21 protein-coding genes and 1 pseudogene are annotated in these 25225 nt (G+C 69.0%); 16 read left to right on the forward strand and 6 right to left on the reverse strand.

The window, feature by feature from the left end:
• Positions 1-137 precede the first annotated feature (137 nt).
• Positions 138-1175, forward strand: coding sequence for a class II fructose-bisphosphate aldolase (gene fbaA / locus A9310_RS04570; RefSeq protein WP_065629627.1), 1038 nt, complete (start codon positions 138-140; stop codon positions 1173-1175).
• Between the two features lie 90 nt (positions 1176-1265).
• Here the strand turns inward: fbaA and A9310_RS04575 are convergent, their stop codons facing one another.
• Together A9310_RS04575 and A9310_RS04580 are read right to left on the reverse strand one after the other, a co-directional pair.
• Complete coding sequence (locus A9310_RS04575) at positions 1266-1556, reverse strand: hypothetical protein (protein WP_226514028.1); 291 nt, start codon at positions 1554-1556, stop codon at positions 1266-1268.
• Positions 1553-3346 (reverse strand): hypothetical protein, encoded by a 1794-nt coding sequence (locus A9310_RS04580; protein WP_083207257.1) that lies wholly within the window; start codon positions 3344-3346, stop codon positions 1553-1555. The genes A9310_RS04575 and A9310_RS04580 overlap by 4 nt, the downstream gene beginning before the upstream one ends.
• 379 nt (positions 3347-3725) lie before the next feature.
• Between A9310_RS04580 and A9310_RS04585 the strand changes: the two genes are divergently transcribed.
• From A9310_RS04585 to A9310_RS04600, 4 genes are all read left to right on the forward strand, one after another.
• Complete coding sequence (locus tag A9310_RS04585) at positions 3726-4178, forward strand: DUF3151 domain-containing protein (RefSeq protein WP_065629570.1); 453 nt, start codon at positions 3726-3728, stop codon at positions 4176-4178.
• 42 nt (positions 4179-4220) lie between these two features.
• On the forward strand, positions 4221-5345 hold the full coding sequence (locus A9310_RS04590) for an aromatic acid exporter family protein (RefSeq protein WP_065629571.1): 1125 nt from the start codon (positions 4221-4223) through the stop codon (positions 5343-5345).
• Between the two features lie 48 nt (positions 5346-5393).
• Positions 5394-6305 (forward strand): cation diffusion facilitator family transporter, encoded by a 912-nt coding sequence (locus A9310_RS04595; protein WP_065629572.1) that lies wholly within the window; start codon positions 5394-5396, stop codon positions 6303-6305.
• A 91-nt stretch (positions 6306-6396) separates the two neighbouring features.
• Positions 6397-7749 (forward strand): MFS transporter, encoded by a 1353-nt coding sequence (locus tag A9310_RS04600; protein ID WP_065629630.1) that lies wholly within the window; start codon positions 6397-6399, stop codon positions 7747-7749.
• Positions 7750-7757: 8 nt separating this feature from the next.
• On the opposite strand, the gene A9310_RS04605 is transcribed toward A9310_RS04600, so the two are convergent.
• Complete coding sequence (locus A9310_RS04605; RefSeq protein ID WP_065629573.1) at positions 7758-8414, reverse strand: hypothetical protein; 657 nt, start codon at positions 8412-8414, stop codon at positions 7758-7760.
• Positions 8415-8495: 81 nt separating this feature from the next.
• Between A9310_RS04605 and A9310_RS04610 the strand changes: the two genes are divergently transcribed.
• Positions 8496-9782 carry an adenylosuccinate synthase gene (locus A9310_RS04610; RefSeq protein WP_065629574.1) on the forward strand — a complete coding sequence of 429 codons (1287 nt, stop codon included), beginning with the start codon at positions 8496-8498 and terminating at the stop codon, positions 9780-9782.
• Positions 9783-10184: 402 nt separating this feature from the next.
• Positions 10185-11738, forward strand: a complete 1554-nt coding sequence (locus A9310_RS04615) for an adenylate/guanylate cyclase domain-containing protein (protein WP_065629575.1) — start codon at positions 10185-10187, stop codon at positions 11736-11738.
• A 9-nt stretch (positions 11739-11747) separates the two neighbouring features.
• On the opposite strand, the gene A9310_RS04620 is transcribed toward A9310_RS04615, so the two are convergent.
• Both A9310_RS04620 and A9310_RS04625 read right to left on the reverse strand, forming a co-directional pair.
• A complete protein-coding gene (locus tag A9310_RS04620; RefSeq protein ID WP_065629576.1) occupies positions 11748-12146 on the reverse strand; it encodes a hypothetical protein in 399 nt (132 codons plus the stop codon).
• A 318-nt stretch (positions 12147-12464) separates the two neighbouring features.
• The gene (locus A9310_RS04625) at positions 12465-14057 is read right to left on the reverse strand and encodes a Na+/H+ antiporter (RefSeq protein WP_065629577.1); all 1593 of its coding nucleotides are present in this window, start codon (positions 14055-14057) and stop codon (positions 12465-12467) included.
• Positions 14058-14100: 43 nt separating this feature from the next.
• Between A9310_RS04625 and A9310_RS04630 the strand changes: the two genes are divergently transcribed.
• From A9310_RS04630 to A9310_RS04660, 7 genes are all read left to right on the forward strand, one after another.
• Positions 14101-14451, forward strand: coding sequence for a UBP-type zinc finger domain-containing protein (locus A9310_RS04630; RefSeq protein WP_065629631.1), 351 nt, complete (start codon positions 14101-14103; stop codon positions 14449-14451).
• 79 nt (positions 14452-14530) lie between these two features.
• Entirely contained in the window at positions 14531-16213 is a 1683-nt protein-coding gene (gene purT, locus A9310_RS04635; protein ID WP_065629578.1) for a formate-dependent phosphoribosylglycinamide formyltransferase, read from the forward strand.
• A 15-nt stretch (positions 16214-16228) separates the two neighbouring features.
• On the forward strand, positions 16229-16708 hold the full coding sequence (locus A9310_RS04640; protein WP_058249871.1) for a DUF456 domain-containing protein: 480 nt from the start codon (positions 16229-16231) through the stop codon (positions 16706-16708).
• Positions 16709-16850: 142 nt separating this feature from the next.
• Positions 16851-17963, forward strand: a complete 1113-nt coding sequence (locus A9310_RS04645; protein ID WP_065629579.1) for a ferredoxin reductase — start codon at positions 16851-16853, stop codon at positions 17961-17963.
• Between the two features lie 8 nt (positions 17964-17971).
• Positions 17972-19255 (forward strand): fatty acid desaturase, encoded by a 1284-nt coding sequence (locus A9310_RS04650; RefSeq protein ID WP_065629580.1) that lies wholly within the window; start codon positions 17972-17974, stop codon positions 19253-19255.
• 109 nt (positions 19256-19364) lie between these two features.
• On the forward strand, positions 19365-20246 hold the full coding sequence (locus A9310_RS04655) for an LLM class flavin-dependent oxidoreductase (protein ID WP_083207261.1): 882 nt from the start codon (positions 19365-19367) through the stop codon (positions 20244-20246).
• A 32-nt stretch (positions 20247-20278) separates the two neighbouring features.
• Positions 20279-20758, forward strand: a complete 480-nt coding sequence (locus tag A9310_RS04660) for a hypothetical protein (RefSeq protein ID WP_254661174.1) — start codon at positions 20279-20281, stop codon at positions 20756-20758.
• Positions 20759-20773: 15 nt separating this feature from the next.
• On the opposite strand, the pseudogene A9310_RS04665 reads toward A9310_RS04660, so the two are convergent.
• Positions 20774-22266, reverse strand: a pseudogene (locus A9310_RS04665) (MFS transporter).
• Between the two features lie 216 nt (positions 22267-22482).
• Here A9310_RS04665 and A9310_RS04670 point away from each other — a divergent pair.
• Together A9310_RS04670 and A9310_RS04675 are read left to right on the forward strand one after the other, a co-directional pair.
• Positions 22483-23520 (forward strand): Lrp/AsnC family transcriptional regulator, encoded by a 1038-nt coding sequence (locus A9310_RS04670; protein WP_065629581.1) that lies wholly within the window; start codon positions 22483-22485, stop codon positions 23518-23520.
• A 26-nt stretch (positions 23521-23546) separates the two neighbouring features.
• Entirely contained in the window at positions 23547-24875 is a 1329-nt protein-coding gene (locus A9310_RS04675) for a ClC family H(+)/Cl(-) exchange transporter (RefSeq protein ID WP_065629582.1), read from the forward strand.
• The last annotated feature ends 350 nt before the right edge of the window (positions 24876-25225 follow it).

Below are 25225 nucleotides of genomic sequence, written 5' to 3' on the forward strand. Positions count from 1 at the left end.
CCGCGCCGGGCGATGTGGCACCTGCCATACTGGGAGAAGTCCGGCCGCGGGAAGTCCGGCTGCTCGCCACCGAAACATCAGTCGACGGCGAGAGAACCCGAACACCAGAGCACATCAACACCCTGGAGGATTCGTCGATGCCCATTGCAACCCCGGAGCAGTACGCCGAGATGTTCGACAAGGCGAAGAAGGGCGGTTACGCATTCCCCGCGATCAACTGCACCTCGTCGTCGACGATCAACGCCGCGATCAAGGGTTTCGCCGATGCCGGCAGTGACGGGATCATCCAGTTCTCGACCGGTGGCGCCGAGTTCGGGTCCGGCCAGGGTGTCAAGGACATGGTGACCGGAGCGGTCGCCCTCGCCGAGTTCGCGCACGTCGTCGCGGCCAAATACGACGTCCTGATCGGTCTGCACACCGATCACTGCCCCAAGGACAAGCTCGACACCTACGTCCGGCCGCTGCTGCAGATCTCACAGGAGCGCGTCGACGCCGGTCGCAACCCGCTTTTCCAGTCGCACATGTGGGACGGCAGCGCCGTACCGCTCGACGAGAACCTGGAGATCGCCAAAGAACTGCTGGCCAAGGCGGGAGCGGCCAACATCATCCTGGAGATCGAGATCGGCGTGGTCGGCGGCGAGGAAGACGGCGTCGAGAACGAGATCAACGACAAGTTGTTCACCACCCCCGAGGACTTCGAGAAGACGATCGAGGCGCTCGGTGCCAGCGACTCCGGCAACCGCTACCTGCTCGCGGCAACCTTCGGCAACGTGCACGGCGTCTACAAGCCGGGCAACGTCAAGCTGCGTCCCGACGTCCTCAACACCGGCCAGGAGGTCGCGGCCAAGAAGCTCGGCCTCGGCGACGCCGCCAAGCCCTTCGACTTCGTGTTCCACGGCGGTTCGGGCTCGCTGAAGAGCGAGATCGACGAGGCCCTGAGCTACGGCGTCGTGAAGATGAACGTCGACACCGACACGCAGTACGCCTACAGTCGCCCGGTCGCCGGCCACATGTTCAGCAACTACGACGGTGTGCTGAAGGTCGACGGCGACGTCGGCAACAAGAAGGTCTACGACCCGCGTAGCTGGTCCAAGAAGGCCGAGACCAGCATGAGCGAGCGCGTCGTCGAGGCGTGCAACGACCTCAAGTCCAACGGCAAGTCCCTGACCGCTTGACGGACGCACAGCATTCTGCCCGCACCCTGAAAAGGGTGCGGGCAGAACTGTTTTCAGACTTGGAAGGCCCGGTCCCCGCGGCGGCCGGGTTCAGGTGATGGCGAGTCCGACGACGACCGCACCCGCGAGAGCGATCATCACGAGCGCCGCGATCACGACGGCCGGGTCGACACGCGACCGCGATCGCCGCGGCGGTTCGACCGGATAGGGCCGGATCCGGGTGCTCGGTACCCGGTTCTCCCCGAGACGGTTGTCCGCGGCGGGACGCGGCCGCGGCGCCGATGCGGCGGGTGCCACCGGACGGGACGGCGGGGTGTAGAAACCCGGCGTGGAGCGGCCACCCGGTCCGGGCGGCGGGCCCGGCCGGTGTCCGCTCGTCACGTGGGGTTGCACACCTTCCAGTCGTCGCCGTCGCGCTGCAGGTTCAGCGTGACGGTTTCGGGCTGGTCCGGGGCGTTGGTGTGCACCGCGACGACTTCGACGACGGCCTGATCGCCGCCCTCGACGACCCGGACCGCGTTGATCGACTGCGTCTGAACGAGCTCGTTGCGGGCCCGCTGCGCTTCGTAGGTCCGCTGATAGGCGGCGTCGTCGAAGTCGCTGTAGAACGCATTGAGTTCACCGCAGGTGACCGATCGCAGGGTCCCGAGGTCGCCCTCGTAGAGCGCGGTGGTGTAGTCCATGGCCACGGTCGCGGCTCCATCGGCGGGCGCCGGTGCCTGCAGGCTGCTGTAGGCGAAGATGCCGCCGACGACGGCCACGATGGCCACCACGATCGCCGCCGCGGCGATCAGCAGACCCTTGCCGCGCTTCTTCCGCGGTGCCTTGGGGCCGCTGCCCGGGATGACCTGGGGTTCGCGGTCGGTGGTCGTCCATCCGGCGGTCGACGCGGCCACGGCCGGCTCCGGGGCCGTCCGCGCGTCGTCGTCGGCCGGAGCGTCGGTCTCGGTCCGGGCTTTGGCGGCGGCCGATGCCGCTGCTGCCGCCGGGATGACGGCCGTCGCCGCGCCCGAACCGGAGTCGTCGTCCTCGGTGTCGGTGTCGGTGGTGTCCGGCTCGGTTGTGTCGGTGTCCTCGCCGGTCGGGACGGCGATCGCCTCGGTGGGGGAGTCGGCGTCGGCGTCAGCGTCGGCGGCAGCATCGGTCTCGGTCGGCGAGTCGACCTCCGTCACGGCCGAGTCGTCTGCGGTCGAGTCGTCTGCTGTCGCCGCGTCCGCGGGGGTCTCGTCCGGGGCAGGCTGTTCCGCGACCGGCTCCGCCGGTGCTGGTTCGGTCTCGACGCCCTCCGCCTCTGCGCCCTCCGCCTCGACGCCCTCGGCCTCGGCTGCGGCCGGCTCGTTCTCGGCGTCCGAGTCGGCTACGGGGTCCTGGTGCGCCTCTGCCTCGTCTGCTGCCGTCTCGTCCGTCGCTGCCTCGTCTGGCGCCACGTCGGTATCCACGGCCTCGGACTCGGCCTCGTCGTCGGAGTCACGAGTCGTTCCGGCTGCCACGGCCGCAGCGCCCGCCGCGGCGACACCGGCGCTGACCGCGGTGCCCGTCGACGGGTCCGTGCCGTCGTCGGCGAGCACCGGTTCGGCGTCCGCACCGGTGTCCTGATCCGACTCGGATTCGGGCGCGGACCCGGACTCGGTGGACGCGGTCTCGGCGTCGGAGCCCTCGGTCGTGGAGTCGGCGCTCTCTTCTCCGGCGGACGCTGCCTCGGGCTCCGGGGCCGTCGGGTCGATGTCGTCGAGGTCCTCGAGCTCGGCGGCGTCCGGGAGGTCCGAGCGACGGATGACGGTGGTCGCGGAGTCGCTCGGGCCGAGCCGGGCCGGTGCCGGCGGGGCGGCCTCGGCGTCGTCGGGCTCGGTCGTTTCGGTCTCCGCGGTGTCGGGCGCCTCGCTGAGCGGGTCGATGTCGTCCAGGTCTTCGAGGTCCTCGGCGGACGGGAGGTTGTCGCGGTTGATGATCTGGGTGGCGCCGTCGATCCCACGCCCACCTCTCGGGGTGGGTGCCGCGGGCTGCTTCGCATCCTTGTCCGGCGCGTCCTTGTCCGTCGCGTCCTTGTCGGTCGCTGCCTTGCGCGTGGTGGTCTCCTCGGACGTGGACGCGTCTGTCGTGGACTCCGCTGGGGTCGCCTCGGTCGGGGCGGCCGTGTCGTCGGCGGTCTCGTTCTCGGTGGGATCGTCCACGGGTGGCTCGTGACCCTCTCTGCTGGTGCTGGGTGGAGCGGCGTCGGTGCCGGTCGGAACAGTATCGGGGGTCGGCCGCGTGTCCGTCTGTCGAGCCCGGCGCTCGTCCCGCACCTGCTTGAGCGTCGACAGTGCCTTGGTGACAGCGGCTCTCGGCCTGTCGGATCGCGCCATCGACTGAATCACCCCGCATCTCGCCCGTGCACGACTACGGCCCGGCCGCCCGGCGTCGCCGTTCAGCGGCGGGCAGCAGGACCGATTGCGCCATTCACCCTAGCGAACGGCCCGGCGGTCCAGCACTAGGGCATTTGATCGAATGGGCGCCGGCCGCCGCGAGCGAACGGCGTCGGAGTCCGCAGGCGGTGCTTGAATAGAGGACATGACGTCTTTCGGAGATCTACTCGGCCCGCAACCCGTTCTGCTCACCGGGGACGACGACGCCGAATCGGACCTGCTCAACGGCGCCGCGCCGGCCGCGGTCGCAGCCGCACACCCGACCGCCTCGATCGCCTGGGCCTACCTGGCCGAGGCGGCTCTAGAGTCGTCGAAGACGGCCTCCGCCGGCGACGACATCGACACCGCCGCGGTCATCGCGGCCTATGCCTACGCCCGGACCGGTTACCACCGCGGCCTCGACCAGCTCCGACGCCACGGTTGGAAGGGTTTCGGGCCGGTGCCGTGGAGTCACGAACCCAACCGCGGCTTCCTCCGCTGCGTCGGGGCATTGGCCCGGGCCGCCGAATTGATCGGCGAGGAGGACGAGCACCTGCGCTGCCTCGACCTGCTCAATGACAGCGACCCGCGCGCGGCCGCCGAACTCGGCCTCGTGTGATCGCACCGAGTCGATCGGTCACCTGCGGATGACGTCCGCCTGATGGCTCCGAGTGCCGCGAACCCGTCGTACCCGCGCCGGGTGTTCAATGCGATGCCCGCGCCGCTGAAGAGCCGCCTGCGCCGGCTGCGCGTGTCGCTGGTCCCGATCGTCCAGTGCGCGCTGGCGGCGGGGGCGTCGTGGTGGATCGCGGTGGAGATCTTCGATCATCCCGATCCGTTCTTCGCGCCGATCGCCGCGGTGATCTCGCTCGGGCTCTCCCTGGGACAGCGTTGGCGCCGGGCCGCCGAACTCGTGGGCGGCGTCGCGATCGGCATCCTCGTCGGCGACCTCTTCATCAGTCTCGTCGGCGAAGGCGCCTGGCAGATCATGGTCGTCGTCGCGCTGGCGATGTTGGTGGCGGTCTTCCTCGACGACGGTCCGCTCGTCCCCATGCAGGCCGCCTCGTCGGCCGCGCTGGTCGCGACGCTCCTCCCGCCCGGTGGGGTGGCGGGTTTCCATCGCGCGATCGACGCCCTCATCGGCGGGCTGGTGGGGATCCTCGTGGGTGCGTTGCTGCCGGTGAACCCGGCCAGCCGAGCGCGACGCGACGCGGCGGGCGTCCTGGCGACGGTCCGCGATGCCGCTCGCCGGCTGGCCACCGGACTCCGCGAACGCGACGAGGAGCTGATCGCCGCCGCCCTCGAAGCAGGTCGCGGGACGCAGGCCGAGATCAACAAGATGCGATCGGACATGACCGGCGGCCGCGAGGTCACCCGCATCTCGCCCCTGTACTGGGGATCGAGGATGCGGCTGGACCGGATCTCGGCAACGGCTGACCCCATCGACAACGCGGTCCGCAACTTCCGGATCATCGCCCGGCGTTCCCTCGGCCTCACCCAGCGGGGTGTCGCGGTGCAGCCGGAGCTGATCGAGATCATCGACGATCTCGCCGGGGCGTTCGAGGTGTTACGCGCGATGATGATGGCGGACCCCGGCGAGGAACCCGATCAGGCCGACGCCGCGCGGGTGATCCGCAGCATCGTGCGCAAGGCGCGTGCCGATCTGGTGACCAACAGCGAACTGTCGGAGGCCGCCCTGCTGGCCGAGATCCGGTCGTTGCTCGTCGACCTGCTGATGACCGCGGGGCTCCGCCGATCCTCCGCGCTGGCGACCCTGCGGAGCTGACCCGGCTGTTGCCACATATGCGAAGTTCTGCATATATTGACCGGCATCATGGGGCACTCACATTCGCACTCGCACGCTCCCGCCGCGGCTGCGGGACAGCGTCGGCTCTGGCCGATGGTGCTGGCGGTCGGGCTGATCGGCGGCTACTTCGTCGTCGAGCTCGTGACCGGCATCCTGGTGAACTCGCTCGCGCTGATCGCCGACGCCGGGCACATGCTGACCGATGTCGTCGCACTCGTCATGGGGCTGATCGCGCTGTTGCTCGGCCGGCACGGGCGGATCACCGACACCCGTAGTTTCGGGTGGCATCGCGCCGAGGTGTTCACCGCCGTGGCCAACGCCGTGCTGCTGATGGGCGTCGCGGTCTTCGTGCTCTACGAGGCGGTCGAGCGTATCGGTAGCGACCCGCAGGTCCCGGGCTTCACGCTGATCGTGGTGGCCCTGATCGGTCTGCTGGTGAATCTCGGGGTCATGCTGCTGTTGCGGGCGGACGCCAAGGAGTCGATCGCGGTTCGCGGCGCCTACCTGGAGGTGTTGGCCGACGCCGTGGGCAGCGTCGGCGTGCTGATCGCCGGCGTCGTCGCGATGACGACCGGGTGGGGTTACGCCGACATCGTCGTCGCGGTGCTGATCGCGCTGTGGGTGGTCCCGCGGGCGGTGCGACTCGCGCTCGACGCGCTGCGCATCCTCAACCAGCAGGCGCCGGCCCACATCGACGTCGAGGCCCTGCGGGCCGATCTGGCCGACATCCCCGTCGTCGACGACGTGCACGACCTTCATGTCTGGACGCTGACGACCGGGATGGACGTCGCCACCGTGCATCTCGGCAGCAGCCGGCCCAACGGTGAGGTGTTGCCCGCGGCACAGGCCGTCCTGGCCCGCCACGGCCTCGAACATGCGACGGTGCAGATCGACCCCGACGACCACCAGCGACGTTGTCGTGACGAGATGACCTGGTGACCACACGGCGCCGCGACTCGGTCGCAATGTTTCGTTCACGCTGATTCGTAGTCGTCGGATCGGGTGGCCGCGTCGTTACCGTGTGTCGGTCATGGCTACCTCCACGCTTCCACCCGTGCTCGCCGGCGAGACCGACGTCGAACGTCGCAAACGGCTCCGGACCGTCGTCGCCGCAAGCCTTCTCGGCACCACCGTCGAGTGGTACGACTTCTTTCTCTACGCGACCGCGGCGAGCCTCGTGTTCAACCAGTTGTTCTTCCCCGACCAGAGTTCGTTCGTCGGCACCCTGCTGTCCTTTGCGACGTTCGCGGTGGGCTTCGTCGTGCGCCCGATCGGCGGAGTCGTATTCGGGCACATCGGCGATCGCATCGGCCGCAAGCGCACGCTCGCGATCACCATGGTGATGATGGGCGTCGCGACCGCCCTGATGGGTGTGCTGCCCACCGCCGAGACGGTCGGTGTGCTCGCGCCGATCCTCCTGCTTCTCCTGCGCATCGTGCAGGGTTTCGCGCTGGGCGGGGAGTGGGCAGGTGCGGTGCTGCTGTCGGTCGAGCACAGCCCGGACGGCAAGCGCGGTCTGTTCGGGAGCATCCCGCAGATCGGCCTGGCCCTCGGACTCGCCTTGGGCACCGGAGTGTTCGCGCTGCTGCAGGTGGCGCTCGACGAGCAGGCGTTCCTGACCTACGGCTGGCGCATCGCGTTCCTGGTGAGCATCGTCCTGGTGGTCATCGGTTTCGTCGTGCGGTTGAAGGTCGACGAGACGCCGGCGTTCGCCGAGGTGGCCGAGCTCGCCAAGAAGTCCACGGCGCCACTGCGCGACGTCGTGGTCCCGCCGAACACGCGGAACACCGTCCTCGGCCTCCTCGCCCGGTGGGGTGAGGGGTCGGCCTTCAACACCTGGGGTGTCTTCGCGATCGCCTACGCGACCACCGAACTGGACATGGAGAAGGTCCCGGTCCTGGTGGCCGTGACCATCGCCTCGCTCGTGATGGCCGCCCTGCTGCCGTTCTCCGGACTGCTCACCGACCGGTACGGCGCCAAGACGATCTACCTGATCGGGATCACCGCCTACGGCGTTGCGGTCTACCCGGTGTTCGCGCTGTTCGGGACCTCGAACCTGCTGTGGTTCACCGTGGGACTGGTGATCGTCTTCGGGGTGATCCACGCACTCTTCTACGGCGCGCAGGGCACCCTGTTCGCGAGTCTGTACCCGACCCCGGTGCGCTACACCGGACTGTCGGTCGTCTACCAGTTCTCCGGCATCTACGCCTCGGGTCTGACGCCGCTGATCCTGACCGCGCTGATCGGGGCGGCCGGCGGGTCACCGTGGCTCGCCGCCGGTTACCTCGTGCTGACCGCGGTCATCAGCGTCGTGGCCACGACGCTCATCCGGCGCGACGATCTCCACCTCACGACGGGCCCGCAGGCGCGGCCGGTCGCCTGAGTCCCGGATCAGGGGCGCACCAGCAGGAGATCGGTGACGTGGCGGTAGAACGTCGAGCGCTTGAGCACGCGCGGGTTCACGACGCCCTCGCGCTCGACGACGACGTTGGTCCCGCCCGTCTGACACGCGCGCCCGGTGAACCACTTGCCCGGCAACAACATCCGCTCCACCTGCGCGCGGAGGCCGGGTGCGGTCAGGGTCGGTTCGATGAGGATCGATCGCACCTCGCCGTCGAAGAGGCGCTCGTTGTCGACGTAGGTCTCACCGTGCAGCTTCGCGCCCTCGGCGCCCAGGTGACGCGCGCTGCCGACGATGACGGTCGCGGCGTCGTCGCGGATGAGCGGCACCGCGACCGCGGTGCCGTGCTCGGCGAGCTCGCGGGCCGCCGGTCCGTGCGGCAACCGGTAGCGACGCGTCGCGGGCGTGGCCTCGGCGGAGACGTATGCGATCTCGACGTCGAGTCGTTCGGTGACCATCAGTGCGGCCAGCACCTGGGACAGGAAGATGTCGTTCTCGCGCGCCACGGTCGGTGCGAAGCGCTCCGCGACACGCGGCTCGACGACGAGTCGGGTGACGTCGGGATCGGTGAGGGCGTCGGCGACCGCGGCGCGGACGGCCTTCTTGTCGTCGGCGCGGCTGGTCTGGCTCAGAAGGGCAAACGGCACGCGGATAGCGTATCGAGCGCGCCGACCCAGTAGTGTTGGTCAGGTTTGGTCCCAAGCGCGCCACACAAAGGAGTACCGGACATGGCCGCGATCGTGCTTATCGGAGCCCAGTGGGGTGACGAGGGCAAAGGCAAAGCGACCGACCTCCTCGGAGGCCGGATCAACTGGGTTGTCCGCTACCAAGGTGGCAACAACGCCGGGCACACCGTCGTACTCCCCACCGGGGAATCCTTCGCGCTGCACCTCATCCCGTCCGGCATCCTGACGCCCGGCGTGCAGAACGTCATCGGCAACGGCGTGGTCGTCGACCCCGGCGTGCTGCTCACCGAGCTCGGTGGCCTCGAGGACCGCGACGTCGACACCTCCGGCCTGCTGATCTCCGCCGACGCGCATCTGCTCATGCCGTACCACGTCGCGATCGACAAGGTCACCGAGCGTTTCCTGGGCAACAAGAAGATCGGGACCACGGGCCGCGGCATCGGTCCTTGCTACCAGGACAAGATCGCCCGCGTCGGCGTGCGCGTCGCCGACGTCCTCGACGAGAAGATCCTCACCCAGAAGGTCGAGGCGGCGCTCGAGCTGAAGAACCAGATCCTGGTCAAGATCTACAACCGCAAGGCCCTCGACCCGGCGCAGGTCGTCGACGAGGTCCTCGGGCAGGCCGAAGGATTCAAGCACCGCATCGCCGACACCCGGCTGCTGCTCAACCAGGCCCTGGAGAACGGCGAGACGGTGCTGCTCGAGGGCTCCCAGGGCACCCTGCTCGATGTCGACCACGGCACCTATCCGTATGTGACGTCGTCGAATCCGACCGCCGGTGGCGCCGCGGTCGGCGCCGGCATCGGACCCAACAAGATCACCACCGTCCTGGGCATCCTGAAGGCCTACACCACGCGCGTGGGCTCCGGGCCGTTCCCCACCGAACTCTTCGACGAGTGGGGCGCCTACCTCGCCAAGACCGGCGGCGAGGTGGGTGTCACCACCGGTCGCGCTCGCCGCTGCGGCTGGTTCGACGCCGTGATCGCCCGCTACGCGACCCGCGTCAACGGCATCACCGACTACTTCCTCACCAAGCTCGACGTCCTCTCCAGCCTCGACACCGTGCCGATCTGCGTGGCCTACGAGGTCGACGGTGAGCGCGTCGAGGAGATGCCGATGACCCAGACCGGCTTCCACCACGCGAAGCCGATCTATGAGGAGATGCCCGGCTGGTGGGAGGACATCTCCCAGTGCAAGACCTTCGACGAACTGCCCCAGAACGCGCAGAACTACATCCTGCGGCTCGAGGAGCTCTCGGGTGCGCACATCTCGTGCGTGGGCGTGGGTCCGGGACGGGACCAGACGATCGTGCGGCGCGAGATCGTCTGACCCTTCAAGGCTCGTCGACCTCGACGCGCTCCTTCGTCGCTTGCTCGGCCCGGCGGCTTGCGCTCCTCGCACCTCAGTAACTGCGGCCTGGCGGCCGTCGTGGGCCACGAAGAACCCGTTGTGCTCGGCGCGAGCCCAATCACTGCTCCCTGAGGAGGCCGGAGCTTGCGGAGGCCGTCACGAAGGGTCCTGGTGAGTCGGGTTGCGAAGACCCTTCGTGACGCGCCCTCCGCAAGCTCCGGGCGCTCCTCAGGGAGCGGGGGGCAGGTCGTTCCTTCGGATTAGAGGGAGCAGGGGGCACGTCGCTCTCTCGGATCAGGGAGCAGGGTTGGGCGGAATGGATGAGTCGCCCCCGCGAAGCTCGTCGCGGATTCGCGGTCGGCTCGTGATTAGCTAGTGCCCATGCGTGCCAAGCGGGGGAGTCGCGACTACGGATCCATCCTGCTCGGGTCCGTCGGCGAGAGCACGATCAAACAGCGGATCCGTATCCAGACCCTGCTGACCGCATCCATCGTGGTGGCCAACCTGTTCGGGGCGATCATCGCGGTCGCGCTCACCGCGGTCGGCATCCCGCAGCCGACGGTGTTCACCGCCGAGTTGTGGTGGGTCAACTTCATCGTCGTGCCGGTCTACATCACCGCGGCGTTCGTGGTCGGGATCGGGTGGGGCACCTATGTCGGCGTCCGTGATCTGCGGTGGGCGATCCGCGATGTCACCCCGACGACACGCGACGCCCGGCGGACCATGCGGCTGCCGTGGCGACTGTCGCTGGTGCAGGGATTCCTGTGGGGCATCGCCGCCATCATGCTCACGATCATGTACGGGATCGTCGACCCACAGCTGGTCCCCAAGACCATCTTCGTGGTGAGCCTCAGTGGTGTTGTGGTGGTGGCGATCTCATATCTGTTCATCGACTTCACCCTGCGTCCCGTTGCGGCGGAACTGATCTCGGCCGGCCACCGCCGGCGCAAACGTACCGGTGTGCGGGCGCGCTCGGTCGTCTCGTGGATGGTGGGTTCGGCGACCCCGATCATCGGCATCCTGCTGGTGCTGGCGTTCGGGCTCGCGCGGGACGAGACCTCCAAGCTCGACCTGTTCGTCGGTGCCACGGTCCTCGGGGTCACCGCACTCTTCACCGGCCTGCTGCTGACGCTGCTGTCGAGCATGAGCGTCACCGGCCCCATCCGCAGCGTGCGCGCCGGGATGAACCGAGTCAGCGACGGTGACCTCGACAACGCCGACCTCGTCGTCTACGACGGCACCGAACTCGGCGACCTGCAGGTGGGTTTCAACTCGATGGTCGCGGGACTCCGTGAGCGAGAACGCATCAGAGATCTCTTCGGACGCCACGTGGGCCACGAAGTCGCCGAGGCGGCCATGTCGTCGAACCCGGAACTCGGCGGGACCGAACGCCTCGCCGCCACGCTCTTCGTCGACGTCATCGGTTCGACGACGCTTGCCGTGCAACGACGCCCGACCGAGGTGGTCGAGATCCTCAACAAGTTCTTCGCGGTCATCGTGCGGGCGGTCGAGGAACACGACGGCCTGGTGAACAAATTCGAGGGCGACGCGGTGCTCGCCATCTTCGGCGCACCCATCGATCTCGACGACGCCGCGGGCAGCGCGCTCGCCGCCGCGCGCGACATCGCCCGCGGCCTGGCCGAGGAGGTGCCCGACCTGTCGGCCGGTATCGGGGTCAGCCACGGGGCCGTGGTCGCCGGGAACGTCGGTGCCATCGAGAGATTCGAGTACACCGTCATCGGCGACCCGGTCAACGAGAGTGCCCGCCTGTCGGAACTGGCCAAACGGGATCCGCGGCGGCCGTTGGCCTCCGGACGCGCGGTCAAGGCCGCGCAGCGGGACGAGGCCGAGCGGTGGGAGGAACAGGAGACCACCTCGCTGCGCGGCCGGACCGAGGAGACGACCGTGTTCGCCGCATTCGTCGACGACGAGTGAGGGCCTCGCTCAGCCGATCGCGTCTTCGGAGCTGATCAGCCGCCCGTCCGGGCCGACGATGCTGAGGCCCAGTCCGTCGAAGACCGAGTACTTGTACCCGTTGTTGTAGGCGACGTAGTAGTGACGGCCGCTGCCGTTCTCCTGCACGTGCACCTCGGACACCGGGATGCACAGGGTGTTGCCACTCGAACGCGCGACACCCCGGTACTCGAGGGTGCCGTCGGCGCGCCACTGACAGATCGACGCCGCCGACCGGGTGGTGACGACGGAGGTGACGGTCCGCTGTCCGGGATCGCAGGACGGTGCCGAGGGCGCGGCGACCGCGGTCGAGGTGCCGACGGCGAGCGCGCCGGCGGTGAGGACGAGGGAAGCGCCGGCAGTGGCCAGGCGGGTGATGGTCGTGTTCATGAGAGCGAAGGTAGGACAGGGCTTGTCGAGTGGGAATGGGCAGAACTCCCCGGTTTCGTTCGGATGGGGGACCCTTCGAGACGCCCTCCGCAAGCTCCGGGCTCCTCAGGGAGCGACGGGGGTGTCGCCCGCAAGCTCCGGGCTCCTCAGGGAGCGACGGGGGTGTCGCCCGCAAGCTCCGGGCTCCTCAGGGAGCGACGGGGGTGTCGCCCGCAAGCTCCGGGCTCCTCAGGGAGCGACGGGGGTGTCGCCCGCAAGCTCCGGGCTCCTCAGGGAGCGAGGGGGGTGTCGCCTGCAAGCTCCGGGCTCCTCAGGGAGCTAGGGATCCCGGTCGCCCTGCCCCTCGGCGAAGTCGAGACGACGCAACGCGATTCGCAGGACCTCGTCGTCGATGCGTCCGGCATCGCGTTCGGCGATGAAGACCGCGCGCTGGATCTGCAGGATCTCCGTCCGGAGTCGTGCCCCGGCGGACGTCGGACTCTCGCCGAGATCCTCGGGACCCCGGCCGAGTTCCTCCCAGGCCACATTGCGCTGCGTGGTGATCCACTTGCGCAGCATCGCCACCTGGAGCCGGCGCGGATCGTCGTCGGACAGTTCGGTGGCGTAATCGTCGAGGCGCCGTTCGGATTCCCGGGACGCACGGTCCTGCGCGGCCGCATACGCCAGCCGGTCCTGGGCGCGCTCGTCGCCGCTCACCCCGAGGAAGCGGATGACCCAGGGCAGGGTGGTGCCCTGGATCAGCAACGTCCCCACCACGACCACGAAGGTCAGGAACAGGATCTCGGCGCGGGCGGGGAACGGTTCGTTCGTCTCGGTGTAGACGGGGATGGCGAACGCGGCGGCCAGTGACACCACACCGCGCATACCGGCCCAGGAGACGACGAACACCGACGCCGGACTCGGCGGCGGCTCGCGGTCGCGGATCCGATGCGAGAGCAGCCGGGGCAGGTAGGTCGCCGGGTAGACCCAGACGATGCGCACGAGGATCGTCGCCGCCAGGACCGCCGCCGCGTCGATGGCGATCTGCGTCCACGACTCGTTCTCGACACCCTCGATGAGCATGGGCAGCTGGAGCCCGATGAGCAAGAAGACGAACGACTCGAGGATGGTGTCGATCGACTTGCGCACCGCCTCGTCCTGCAGACGGGTCGCATAGCCCAGCCGCACCGACCGGTGGCCGAGGTAGAGACCGGCGGTGACCACCGCGATGACACCCGAGCCGTGCAGTTCCTCGGCCGCGTAGTACGTGGCGAACGGGACGATGATGCCGATCGCTGTCTCCATCGGCGGGTCGGTGAGCCAGACACGGACCCAGGACACGACCACCCCGACGAGGAGGCCCACGACCAGGCCGCCGAGGGCGGCCACCGCGAACGTCAGGACCCCTTCGCCGACCGTCGCGGTGGCCCCCACCGCCGCGGCGAGCGCGATCCGGAACGCGGTGAGGGCCGTCGCGTCGTTGAGCAGGCTCTCGCCGCCGAGCAGCGTCATCATCCGGCGCGGCAGACCGAGCCGGCGGCCGATCGCCTGCGCCGACACCGCGTCCGGCGGCGCGACGACCGCGCCGAGGACCAGTGCCGCGGCGAGCGGGAGATTGGGGACGACGAGGTATGCGACGTATCCGACCACCAGGGTCGTCACCAGCGGCAGGCCGACCGCCAGGAATCCGATTGCACGCCAGTTGGCGCGGAACGCCTGATATGAACTCTCCTGCGCGGCCGAGTACAGCAGCGGCGGCAGGATGAGGAAGAGCACGAGCTCGGGTTCCAGGGCCACCGACGGCAACTCGGGAATCCATGCGATCCCGAGACCGACGGTGACCAGCACCAGCGGCGATGACCAGCCATAGCGACGACACAACGCGGCGACCGCCACGGCGATGACCGCGACCAGCAGTAGCGATGCGCCCATTCGAGCGACTCTAATCGTGCCGGCCCGATGGATAATGTCGGGCATGAAGATCTTTCGGTGGAAGTCATCGGCCGCGTCCGGGCCGGCGGGGTCCGGTTCCGACGCCTCGAGCACGGCGCGCTGCGTCGAACTGGAGTCGTTCGACGCCGCGCCGGCCGCCGACCCGGCGCCGGCATCGGGCGACGACCGCAGTTGCCAGGACTGTGTCGCGATCGGCGAGACCCACTGGGCACATCTTCGGAAGTGCCTGACGTGCGGGCACATCGGTTGTTGCGATTCGAGCCCGCGACGACACGCGACCGGTCACTTCCACGAGACCGGGCACCCGGTCATGCGTTCGGCCGAACCGGACGAGGTGTGGCGCTGGTGCTTCGTGCACGAGGTGACGGGATGATCACCCGACGGTCCTTGGTGTGTTCGACGAGGTGGAGGAGTGCGCCGGGATCTGTGCTGGCGGCAAGTAGGATTTGAGGATGACGTCGAACAGCGAGAGTGCGCCCAGCGCAGCCCAGCCGGCGCCGACGACCGGGCCGCCGGACGTCATCGGCACGCCGCTGAGTCCGACCGCGACCAAGGTGATGGTCCTCGGGGCAGGTGAACTCGGCAAAGAGGTCGTGATCGCGTTCCAGCGCCTCGGCGTCGAGGTCGTCGCCGTCGATCGCTACGCCGACGCGCCCGGCCACCAGGTCGCCCACCATGCCGAGGTCATCGACATGACCGACCCCGCCGCCCTGCACGCGGTCATCGACAAACATCGTCCCGCGTACGTGGTGCCCGAGATCGAGGCGATCGCCACCGAGGCCCTCGTCGACGTCGCCGAACGCGGTATCGCCGAGGTCATCCCCACCGCGAGCGCTGTCGTCGCCACCATGAACCGCGAGGGAATCCGACGTCTCGCCGACGAGGAACTCGGGCTGCCGACGTCGCCGTATCTCTTCGCCGACACTCTAGAGGAGGTCACCGTCGCGGCCCGCCAGGTCGGGTTCCCGTGTGTGATCAAGCCCGTCATGTCGTCGTCGGGCAAGGGACAGTCGGTCGTGCGGGGCCCCGAGGAGCTGGCCTCGGCCTGGGAGACCGCGAACACCGGCGGTCGGGTGCAGGGCAGTCGCGTCATCGTCGAGGGCTTCGTCGAATTCGATTACGAGATCACCCTTCTCACGGTTCGTGCGATCGATCCGGCCACCGGCCGGCTCACGTCCCACTTCTGTGCGCCCATCGGCCACCGGCAGATCAACGGCGACTACGTGGAGAGCTGGCAGCCCCATGAGATGAGCACCGACGCGCACGCCTCGGCGACCTCGATCGCGGCGCGCATCGCCACCGCCCTCGGTGACGGAAAGCTGGCCGGGCGCGGCGTTTTCGGCGTCGAACTGTTCATCAAAGGCGACGACGTCTACTTCTCCGAGGTCAGCCCGCGGCCCCATGACACCGGCCTCGTCACGATGGCGACCCAGCGACTGTCCGAGTTCGAGATGCATGCCCGCGCGATCCTCGGTCTCCCGGTCGACGTCACGCTCGCGTCCCCGGGTGCCTCGGCCGTCATCTACGGGCAACTCGACGAGCCGGCGATCGGTTTCGAGAACGTCGCCGCCGCACTTGCCGTACCCGAGACCGACATCCGGCTGTTCGGCAAGCCCGAGAGCTTCCACCGCCGGCGCATGGGCGTGGTCACCGCGACAGCCGATGACGTGCCGGTCGCGCGTGAACGTGCCGTCCGCGCCGCGTCGCTCGTCACACCCGTGCCGGGCCGCCCGGCCGTTCGCAAGGCCACCACCCTTCCGCCGACCCCGCCCCCGGCGCCTCCGCGACGCCCCGGGCCGCCGCCCGGCCCGGTCGGCCCGCCGCGCGGACCCGTCGGTCCGCCTCCCGGTGTACCGAAACCGCCGGGTGCGCCGCTGGGACAGCCGCCCGGTCGTCCGGGACCGCCGCCCGGACCCCGGCCACCCGCACCGCGGCCGGCTGGGGGGCCGCGCCCGGTACCGCCCGCACCGATCCCCCCGTCGGGGACCCCGCCGCGTCCGGCGGGCCCGCCGCCACCGCCCGCCCCGCAGGAAAAGGCCCCGTACGATCAGGCCCCGGCGATGACCTCGATGGTCAAGACCGACGACCGGCCCGCCGACGCGCGCCCCGGTGCGTCGTCGAAGCCCGGCGAGTGATCGGACGAGGTCCGGGTGCCGTTCTGGGGTGAGCTGCTGGTCGCAGCGGTGATCTTGGTGGGCCTGGTGGGCATCGTCGTGCCGATCCTGCCCGGCACCTTGCTCATCGTCGGCGCACTGTTCGTCTGGGCCCTCGTCGTGGGTGGTTGGGCCTGGTCGGTGTTCGCTCTGGCCATCGTCGTCATCGGCATCGGCGAGGTGCTCAAGTATCTGATCGCGGGCCGGTCGCTGCGCGCGGACGCGATCCCGAACCGCACGATCGTGGTCGGCGGCCTGGTCGGCATCGTCGGCTTCTTCGTCGTCCCCGTCATCGGCCTGCTGCTCGGCTTCATCGTGGGTGCGCTGGCATCGGAACTCGTCCGCACGCGCAGCTTCGACGGCGCGTGGCGGGGCGCGTTCTCGGCGCTGAAGGCGGCGGTGAAGACGATCGGCATCGAACTCCTCTTCGCGCTGATCGCGACGGGCATCTGGACCGGCGGCGCCTTCACCTGGTGACCGAACGGGTCGCGGCACCGGTCGTGACCTGCCAGTATCAAATCTTGTGATCGCGGTCACCGATTGATGTGTACAGTCGTGCACCGAAGGGTAGTACCGGTCAGTAACTCCAGCCGTGGGGATTTCTAGGGGAGGAGTCTGAGTGAACCTGTTGAAGTGGAGCAAGCGGCCGGCGGCGGGGGTCGAAGCCCGCAAGCCGGAGGTCAACATCATCCGCGGTCTGGTGGCGCGAGCGACCACTCCGCTCCTGCCGGACGACTATCTGCACCTGATCAATCCGCTGTGGAGCGCGCGCGAGCTCCGCGGCAAGGTGCTCGACGTGACCAAGGAGACCGACGACACCGCCACCGTCACCATCCGGACGGGCTGGGGGTTCCCCGAGTCGTACAAACCGGGCCAGTACGTCGGGATCGGTCTGCAGATCGAGGGCAAGTGGCACTGGCGGTCGTACTCGTTGACGTCGTTCGGCGCCAACGAGGACAAGACCATCGCGATCACGGTCAAGGCGAACCCCGACGGATTCCTGTCGTCGCATCTCGTCGACGGCGTCAGCCCAGGGACGATCATCCGGTTGCAGTCGCCGAAGGGTGATTTCCATCTGCCCGAACCTGTTCCGGGCAAGATCCTGTTCGTGACAGCCGGTAGCGGCATCACCCCGGTGATGGCGATGCTGCGACAGCTGAGTTCGCACGGACAGACCCCCGACATCGTGCACATCCACTCGGCCCCGACGCGCGAGGACGTCATCTTCCTCGACGAGATGGAGGAACTCGCCGCGGAGGCCGACGACTACGACCTCAATCTCCAACTGACCAAGGAGATGGGCAAGTTCGACGTCTCGCGGATGGACGAGTGGGCGCCGGACTGGCGCGAACGAGAATGCTGGGCCTGCGGTCCGGTCGCGCTGCTCGACGCGATGGAGACGCACTACGAAGATGGCGGCCTGCGTGAGCGGCTGCACGTGGAGCGCTTCGCCATCGCCCGCACCGACCACGGTGGTGAGGGCGGCACGGTGAAGTTCGCGATCTCCGACAAGGAAGCCGAGATCGACGGCGCCACAACGCTGCTCGAGGCCGGCGAGAACCTCGGAATCCAGATGGCGTTCGGATGCCGGATGGGCATCTGCCAGACCTGCGTCGTGCCGCTCGCCGGAGGTTACGTCCGTGACCTGCGCACCGGCGAGGAGCGTCGCGAAGGAGAACGAATCCAGACATGCATCAGCGCCGTGTCTGGTGAATGCACCCTCGATCTGTAGGAGGCTTCATGGCCATCACCGACATCGATCAGTACGCACATCTCACCGAGAGCGACGTCGAAACCCTCGGCGCCGAGCTCGACGCCATCCGTCGCGACATCGAGGAGTCGCGCGGCGAGGCCGACGCCAAGTACATCCGCCGGGCGATCACCATCCAGCGAAGTCTCGCTGCCGGTGGTCGGCTCGCCCTGATGTTCAGCAACAAGAAGGTCGCATGGGCGGCCGGTACCGCGATGCTCTCACTGGCCAAGATCATCGAGAACATGGAACTCGGCCACAACGTGATGCACGGGCAGTGGGACTGGATGAATGATCCGGAGGTCCACTCGGCGTCGTGGGAGTGGGACACCACCTGTCCGAGCGTGCAGTGGAAGCACTCGCACAACTTCGTCCACCACAAGTACACGAACGTCGTAGGGATGGACGACGACGTGGGCTACGGCATCCTGCGCGTCACCCGGGATCAGCCCTGGGAGTGGTGGAACGTCGGCAACCCGATCTACAACCTGACGTTGGGTACGTTCTTCGAATACGGTGTCGCGCTTCACCATCTGGAAACGGAGAAGCTGCGCAACAAGGAGAAGACGTACCGGCAGGCGGCCAAGGACCTCCGGGTGATCGGCACGAAGGTCGGCAAGCAGGCCGCGAAGGACTACCTGATCTTCCCGGCGCTCGCCGGACCGAACTGGAAGACGACGCTCACGGCGAACTTCACGTCGAACATCGTCCGCAACTACTGGGCGTACATGGTCATCTTCTGCGGGCACTTCCCCGACGGCGCCGAGAAGTTCACCGTCGAGGAGTTCGAGAACGAGGATCAGCCGCGCTGGTACCTGCGCCAGATGTTGGGGTCGGCCAACTTCAAGGCGGGTCCACTCATGCGGTTCATGAGCGGGAACCTCAGTCATCAGATCGAACACCACCTGTTCCCCGACCTGCCGAGCAGCAGGTACGAGGAGATCGGTGTGCGTGTCCGCGAGCTGTGTGACAAATACGACCTGCCGTACACGACGGGGACCCTCCTGGGTCAATATGCCCAGTCGTTCCGGACCATCGCCAAGCTGGCACTGCCGAACTCGTTGTTGAAGGCGACGTCGGATGATGCGCCCGAGACGGCGTCGGAGCTGCGCTTCGCGATCCGGGAGGGGATGAGCGACCACTTCGGCGTCGACCCGGAGACCGGGAAGCGACGGGGTCTGCGGACGGCGTTGCGTGACCTGAAGAACTCGCCGGTGCGGTCGGCCCATGTGGGGCGGGCCGCGTCGGGCCGCCCGGCATGGAACCAGTTGTGACATAACAGATGTCGCGCATCGTTGCGTATTCCGCGACGATGCGCGACATCTGCGAATCGCGCCCGGGGCGTCGTGTGTCCGTGTCAGAATGACGCACGTGCGCATCGGGATGACCATGCCTGTGATGGAGCCGGATCTCGACGCCGAGATGCTCCACTCGTGGGCCACCACCATCGACGACGGTCCGTTCAGCTCGCTGTGCTGGGGTGAACGTATCGCGTTCGACAATCCGGAATGCCTGACCTTCCTCGGCGCGCTGGCGGCGTGGACGCGACGGGTGCCGCTCGTGATGACGGTCGTCGTGCCGCAGCTGCACGACCCGGTGATTCTCGCCAAGTCGTTGGCGACCGGCGACATGCTGTCGGGAGGACGCCTCACCGTGGCACTCGGGGTCGGCGGGCGGCACGAGGATTACCGGGCCGTCGGCGCGGACCCGTCGACGCAGACCATGCGCCAACTGGCCGAACGCGCCGCGACGATGAAACGGGTGTGGGCCGGGGAGAAACTCACCGAGTCGGTCCTGCCGGTCGGTCCGCCGCCGCACAGGAAGGGCGGTCCGGTGCTGCATGTCGGGACCACCGGGCCGAAGACGATTCGTAGCGCGGTCGATTGGGCGGACGGAATCGCCGGGGTCACCCTCGATCTCGATGCCGGCAAGCAGAACGAGCTCTTCGATATTGCCCGGTCGGCATGGGCGGATGCCGGTCGGGCGGCACCGCATCTCGCGACGTCGTTCTGGTTCGCGATCGGTGAGGGCGACGGTCCCCGAGCGCAGGTGACCCGGCACCTGCATCACTACATGAACTGGATCCCGTCGGAGTTCGTCGACGCGATCGCACCCACCACCGGGTGGGCGGGCACCGAGGCCGAGCTCGCCGAGGTCCTGCGGCGGTTTACCGACATCGGTACCGACGAGGTGCAACTCATCCCGACGAGTACCGACCCCGATCAGCTCCGGCGCGCCGCGGACGTGGCGGCGGCGTTCTCCTGACGACGCGGCGTCCCGAGATCTAGGGTGTGGCGGTGGCCTCCCTGCGCCGGATGCTCGGCATCGGCAAGCTCCCAGACGACCTCCGTGCGCAGGTCGTCTCCGACGGCGCGTACCTCATCGTCGAATTCGTGCCCGTGACACTGAGATTCAGCGGGCAAGTGCCCGGTCGATCGGCGCAGGGCAACGTCCGGCCCTTCACCGGTGCTGTAGTCCTGACGCCCCGACGCGTCCTCGCGACGATGTCGAGTGTGCCCGGTCGGGCGGGTCGTGCCATCGACCACGAGTGGACGACCCCGCGCGGTTCGATGCTCCGCGCGGTCATCGACGACGGCGGGCTCGTCATCGAGATCCCGGCGCTCGAGCGCGTGAACCCCGACTTCAGCGGAACATTGAGTCTGACCTACTTGACCGAGCTGCCCGGCTCGGTGCACCAGCAGGCCCCGGTGCGCGAGGTGTGGTTCGACGTCCCGGCGCGCTACGTCACCTCACTCGTCGGGGGCCGCCGGAGCTGACGGACCGACCGGCGGTCAGCCCGTCGGCTGCTCCTCGACGGCCCGCCCGGGGCGCAGCATCACGAGTGCGAGGATCGCAGCGGCCGCGGTGAGCACGCCGGAGAACGTGAGGCACAGACGCATTCCGTCGAGGAAGGCGTCGCCGACGGCGTTCATCACGGCCGGGGCGTCGGCGCCGAGGTTCAGGCCGCTCGCGGCGGCCAGGCCCTCGGTGTCGACCGCGCCGATCACCCGGTCACGTACCGGCTCGGCGACACCGGCATCGATCAGCTTCTGCGGCAACGAGTTCACCGCACCGGCGGTCAAGAGGGCGCCGAGCACGGCCGGGCCGAGCGCGCCGCCGACCTGACGGAAGGCGTTGTTCCCGGCCGCGGCCATCCCCGACAGGTGGTAGGGCACGGCCGACACCGCGGTCGCGGTCATCGGCGCCATCACCAGTCCCATTCCGAGCCCGAGCACGACCAGACGCCACGAGATTGCGGCGAAGGAGGTGTGGGCGTCGAGGGTCAGCAGCGCGAACTGGGCGCAGGCGACCATCAGGAGTCCGCCGCCGATCAGGAACCGGGCGTGAATCCGATGCATCATCTTGCCGGCGAGCCCGCCGACCAGCATCGAGGCGCCGTTCATGAGGGCCAGCCGCCAACCGGCCTCGACGGTGCCGAGTTGCTGAACCAGCCCGAAATACATGCTCAGCACGAAGATGAACCCGATCAGAGCCAGGAAGGCGATCATCGCGACCAGGGTGGTGGCGGTGAAGGCGCGGCTCCGGAACAGGTCGAGGTCGAGCATCGGACTCGCCGAACGCTTTTCGATGACGACGAACCCGACTGCGGCGACCGCGGCGGCCAGCAGCGCGGCGACGACGCGGGGGTCGCCGAAGCCGTAGACGCCGGCCTCGATGACGCCGAAGACGAGTGCCGTGACGGCGATCGCGGCCGAGATCTGGCCGGACCAGTCGAGGCGACGGGCATGGGGTGCGCGGGATTCCGGGAGCATCGTCGCGGCCACCGCCAGCGCGATGAGGGCGATCGGGATCGGCAGCAGGTAGATCCATCGCCAGCCGGCGGACTCGGCGACCGGACCCGCGACCAGCGGCCCGACGGTCAGCGAGAGCATGAGCGCCGACGCCCAGATGCCGATGAACTTGCCCCGTTCCCGGAAGTCGGGGACCGCGTGACTGATCAGTGCCAGGGTCGTGGGCAGGAGGGCGGCCGCGCCCGTTCCGGCGAGCGCCTGTCCGATCCACACCATGCTGATCGATTGCGCACACAGCGCCACCAACGCGCCCGACGCCGTGAGGCAGGCCCCACCAGATAGACCTTGCGACGGCCGTGCACGTCGCCGAACACCCCGGCGGTGAGGATGAATGCGGCCATCGGCAGGACGAACGCGTCTTGTACCCAGGACAACTGGGCGGTCGAGGCGCCGAAGGCGGTGCCGATCGCCGGCAGGGTGACGGCGACGCTCGTGATGGGCAGGTAGGCGACGAAGACGCCGAGGCAGGCCATCACGACGGTGGCCGTCCGACGTGCCGGGGGAGTCGGTACGCCGGTGGGAACGGGGGAGATGGTCGCGGTCAACGCGCTCGCTTTCGCAGGTCGATGAGGGTCGCCGAACGGCGCGGGAGTTCATTGTCTGGTCCGCGTCTACGAAACCACGCACAGATCCCGAGTGCCGGTATCGATACGGCACTGTGGGTCGCGCGGCGATACACTTCCTCCACCATGGACGACATCGACGGCACGATCCTCCGTGCGCTGCAGGTGTCGCCGCGTGCGACGTTCCGCCAACTGGGTGAGGTGGCCGGGATCTCGGAGCAGACCGCGGCGCGCCGCTACCAGGCGATGCGGCGGGCCGGCGTGATGAAGGTCGTCGGGATCATCAAGCCGTCCGTCCGCGGCCAGTCGGAGTGGGTGGCGCGGGTGCGGTGCCGTCCGGACCGGATGGAACCGCTCGCGTCCTCGCTCGCTCGCCGGCGTGATGTCGCCTTCGCGTATGTCGCGTCCGGTGGTGCGGAGATCATCTGTCTCATCCGGGCGCCGCTCGGCGTGGCCGGTGAGGAGGCCATCGCCAAGACGTTCCCCGCCCGAGCCTCGGTGACCGACGTCCGCATCGATCTCGTCCTGCACGCCTTCGATCCCGGTCACCCCGCGTCGAGGTGGACCGGATTCGGTGGCCACCTCTCTGATCGGGACCGCGACCTCCTCGCTTCCGCTGCGGCTGCCGTGGTCGACGACATGCCGGAGGACCCCGAGCAGGACGATCCGTCGTCGGATGCCCCGGCGGGTGGCGCGCGGTTGACGGCCGGCGATGCCGTGCTGATCGACGCGCTGACCCAGGACGGTCGGCGAGCGCACCGCGAACTGGCTCGGATCTGTGGCTGGACGGTCGGACGAGTGCGCCGCCGGCTCCGCACGCTCGAGCGCGGGGGTGCGCTCTTCTACGACGTCGAGATCCTCCCCGACCGGCTCGGCTTCGACCTGAGCGCCACGCTGTGGTTGACGGTGACCCCCTCGGCTCTCGATCAGGTGGGCACCGAACTCGCGGCTCACGACGAGGTGGCGTTCGCGGCGGCGATCAGCGGCGAGTGGAACCTCATGGTGTCGGTGATCTGCCGGGACACCGCGCGTTTCCACGACTATCTGCGCACCCGGGTCGCCGCGATCGGCGGCGTCACCGGGTACTCGGTCAGCATCCGGATGCGCCGGCTGAAGCAGAACGCCTCGCTTGTGGTGCAGGGGCGGTTGATTCAGCCGGTGTGATGCCCGCGGCGGGGTAGCGTCCACGTGTGATCTCGCCACAGCGTGCCGACCGCGGCCTGGTGCGGTTGTGTCTGCTGGCGGTCATCGCCGGTCWGCWGACCGGCGTACTCGGTGGAGCCTTCCGCTGGTGCCTGAACCACCTGGACCGCTGGCGGGTCGAGATGCTCGACTGGTCGGCGGGACTCGGTGTCCCCGGGTGGCTCATCCCGATCGCGGTCACCGCGACCGGTGCGGCGCTCGGCGCGCTCGCCGTCCGGCTGGTGCCGACCGCGGCGGGAAGCGGGATCCAACACGTGGAGGCCGTCGAGCGCGGGGAGGCGTCACCGGCGCCCCTGAGCCTCATCCCGGCCAAATTCTTCGGCGCGCTCGCCGCGATCGGTTCCGGACTCGTGCTGGGCCGCGAAGGCCCGACAGTGCACATGGGTTCGGTCGTCGGTGCGGAGACCGGCCGGCGCGGCGGTCTCGACGACGCCGACGTCCGGGTGATGCAGACGTCACTCAGCGGGGCCGGACTGGCAGTGGCGTTCACGGCTCCGATCGGCGGCGCGCTCTTCGCACTCGAGGAGGTCGGCCGCTCGGTCCGGTTGCGCCTCGTGGTGCCGACGGTGTTCGCCGTGGTGGCCGCCGTCGCCGCCGGACGGGTCATCCTGGGAGACCGCCCGGAGTTCGACGTGCCCTCGCTCGACGTGCCGTCGGTGACGGTGCTGCCCGTCTTCGTGGTCTTCGGGCTCGTGTCCGGCGTCATCGGGATCGCCTACAGCCGCATGGTTCTCGGCACCCTCGGCTGGGTCGGCCGGTTCTCGCGGATACCGCCGATCGGACGCGCCGCCCTCATCGGCGCGGCGATCGGTGCGCTTCTCGCCCTCGACGCTCGCACCGCGGGCGGCGGTGACGGCCTCACCCAGGCGGTCGTCGACGGTGGTGTCGTACTCCCCGCACTCGTCGCGCTCTTCCTCGTCCGGTTCGTCGCGGGTCCGCTCTCCTATGCCGCGGGCACACCGGGTGGCCTGTTCGCACCGCTGCTCGCGCTCGGCGCCCTGTGGGGTGCCGCCTTCGCCGAGGTCGCCGACATCATTGTGCAACAACCGGATTCAGGTGCGTCGGGACTCCGGGGCGCGATGATCCTCGCCGGGATGGCGGCGCTGTTCGGCGCGGTCGTCCGGGCCCCGCTCACCGGGATGGTCGTCGTGATGGAGATGACCGCGACGACGACGGTCGCCCTCCCCATGCTGGCCGCGACGGCCGCCGCGGTGCTCGTCGCCCATCTGTCCGGGTCGCCGCCGGTCTACGACTCTCTTCGCGAGCGGATGCTCGCGAAACCGGCTGGACGAGAAGAGCCTCCCCCCGCTCCCTGAGGAGCGAGCTTGCGAGCTGCCGCCCATGCTCCCTAATCCGGAAGAGCCACACACCCACTGGTCCCTGAGGTGCGAGGAGCGTAAGCCGCCGGGCCGAGCACGCGACGAAGGAGCGCGTCGAGGCGACGAGCCACGAAGGGCCTGGTGAGACACGTTGCGAAGCCCTTCGTGGCTCGCTTCGCTCGCACCTCAGGGAGCAGGGAGCAGGGAGCAGGGAGCAGGGAGCAGGGAGCGGGGAGCGGGGAGCKGGGAGCGGGGAGCGGGGAGCGGGGAGCAGGGAGCAGGGAGCGGGGAGCGGGGAGCGGGGAGCGGGGAGCGGGGAGCGGGGAGCGGGGAGCAGGGAGCAGGGA

Source organism: Gordonia sp. UCD-TK1 (assembly GCF_001691435.1).
In the GTDB taxonomy this organism is placed as follows: domain Bacteria; phylum Actinomycetota; class Actinomycetes; order Mycobacteriales; family Mycobacteriaceae; genus Gordonia; species Gordonia hongkongensis.

Bases quoted from the DNA above. Each gene is read 5' to 3' on its own strand.
- A9310_RS04625 (WP_065629577.1), bottom strand. From the start codon at position 14,057: ATGGGCGCATCGCTACTGCTGGTCGCGGTCATCGCCGTGGCGGTCGCC.
- A9310_RS04615 (WP_065629575.1), top strand. From the start codon at position 10,185: ATGCGTGCCAAGCGGGGGAGTCGCGACTACGGATCCATCCTGCTCGGG.
- fbaA (WP_065629627.1), top strand. From the start codon at position 138: ATGCCCATTGCAACCCCGGAGCAGTACGCCGAGATGTTCGACAAGGCG.
- A9310_RS04655 (WP_083207261.1), top strand. From the start codon at position 19,365: ATGACCATGCCTGTGATGGAGCCGGATCTCGACGCCGAGATGCTCCAC.
- A9310_RS04630 (WP_065629631.1), top strand. From the start codon at position 14,101: ATGAAGATCTTTCGGTGGAAGTCATCGGCCGCGTCCGGGCCGGCGGGG.
- purT (WP_065629578.1), top strand. From the start codon at position 14,531: ATGACGTCGAACAGCGAGAGTGCGCCCAGCGCAGCCCAGCCGGCGCCG.
- A9310_RS04670 (WP_065629581.1), top strand. From the start codon at position 22,483: ATGGACGACATCGACGGCACGATCCTCCGTGCGCTGCAGGTGTCGCCG.
- A9310_RS04600 (WP_065629630.1), top strand. From the start codon at position 6,397: ATGGCTACCTCCACGCTTCCACCCGTGCTCGCCGGCGAGACCGACGTC.
- A9310_RS04595 (WP_065629572.1), top strand. From the start codon at position 5,394: ATGGGGCACTCACATTCGCACTCGCACGCTCCCGCCGCGGCTGCGGGA.
- A9310_RS04585 (WP_065629570.1), top strand. From the start codon at position 3,726: ATGACGTCTTTCGGAGATCTACTCGGCCCGCAACCCGTTCTGCTCACC.
- A9310_RS04590 (WP_065629571.1), top strand. From the start codon at position 4,221: ATGGCTCCGAGTGCCGCGAACCCGTCGTACCCGCGCCGGGTGTTCAAT.
- A9310_RS04620 (WP_065629576.1), bottom strand. From the start codon at position 12,146: ATGAACACGACCATCACCCGCCTGGCCACTGCCGGCGCTTCCCTCGTC.
- A9310_RS04650 (WP_065629580.1), top strand. From the start codon at position 17,972: ATGGCCATCACCGACATCGATCAGTACGCACATCTCACCGAGAGCGAC.
- A9310_RS04610 (WP_065629574.1), top strand. From the start codon at position 8,496: ATGGCCGCGATCGTGCTTATCGGAGCCCAGTGGGGTGACGAGGGCAAA.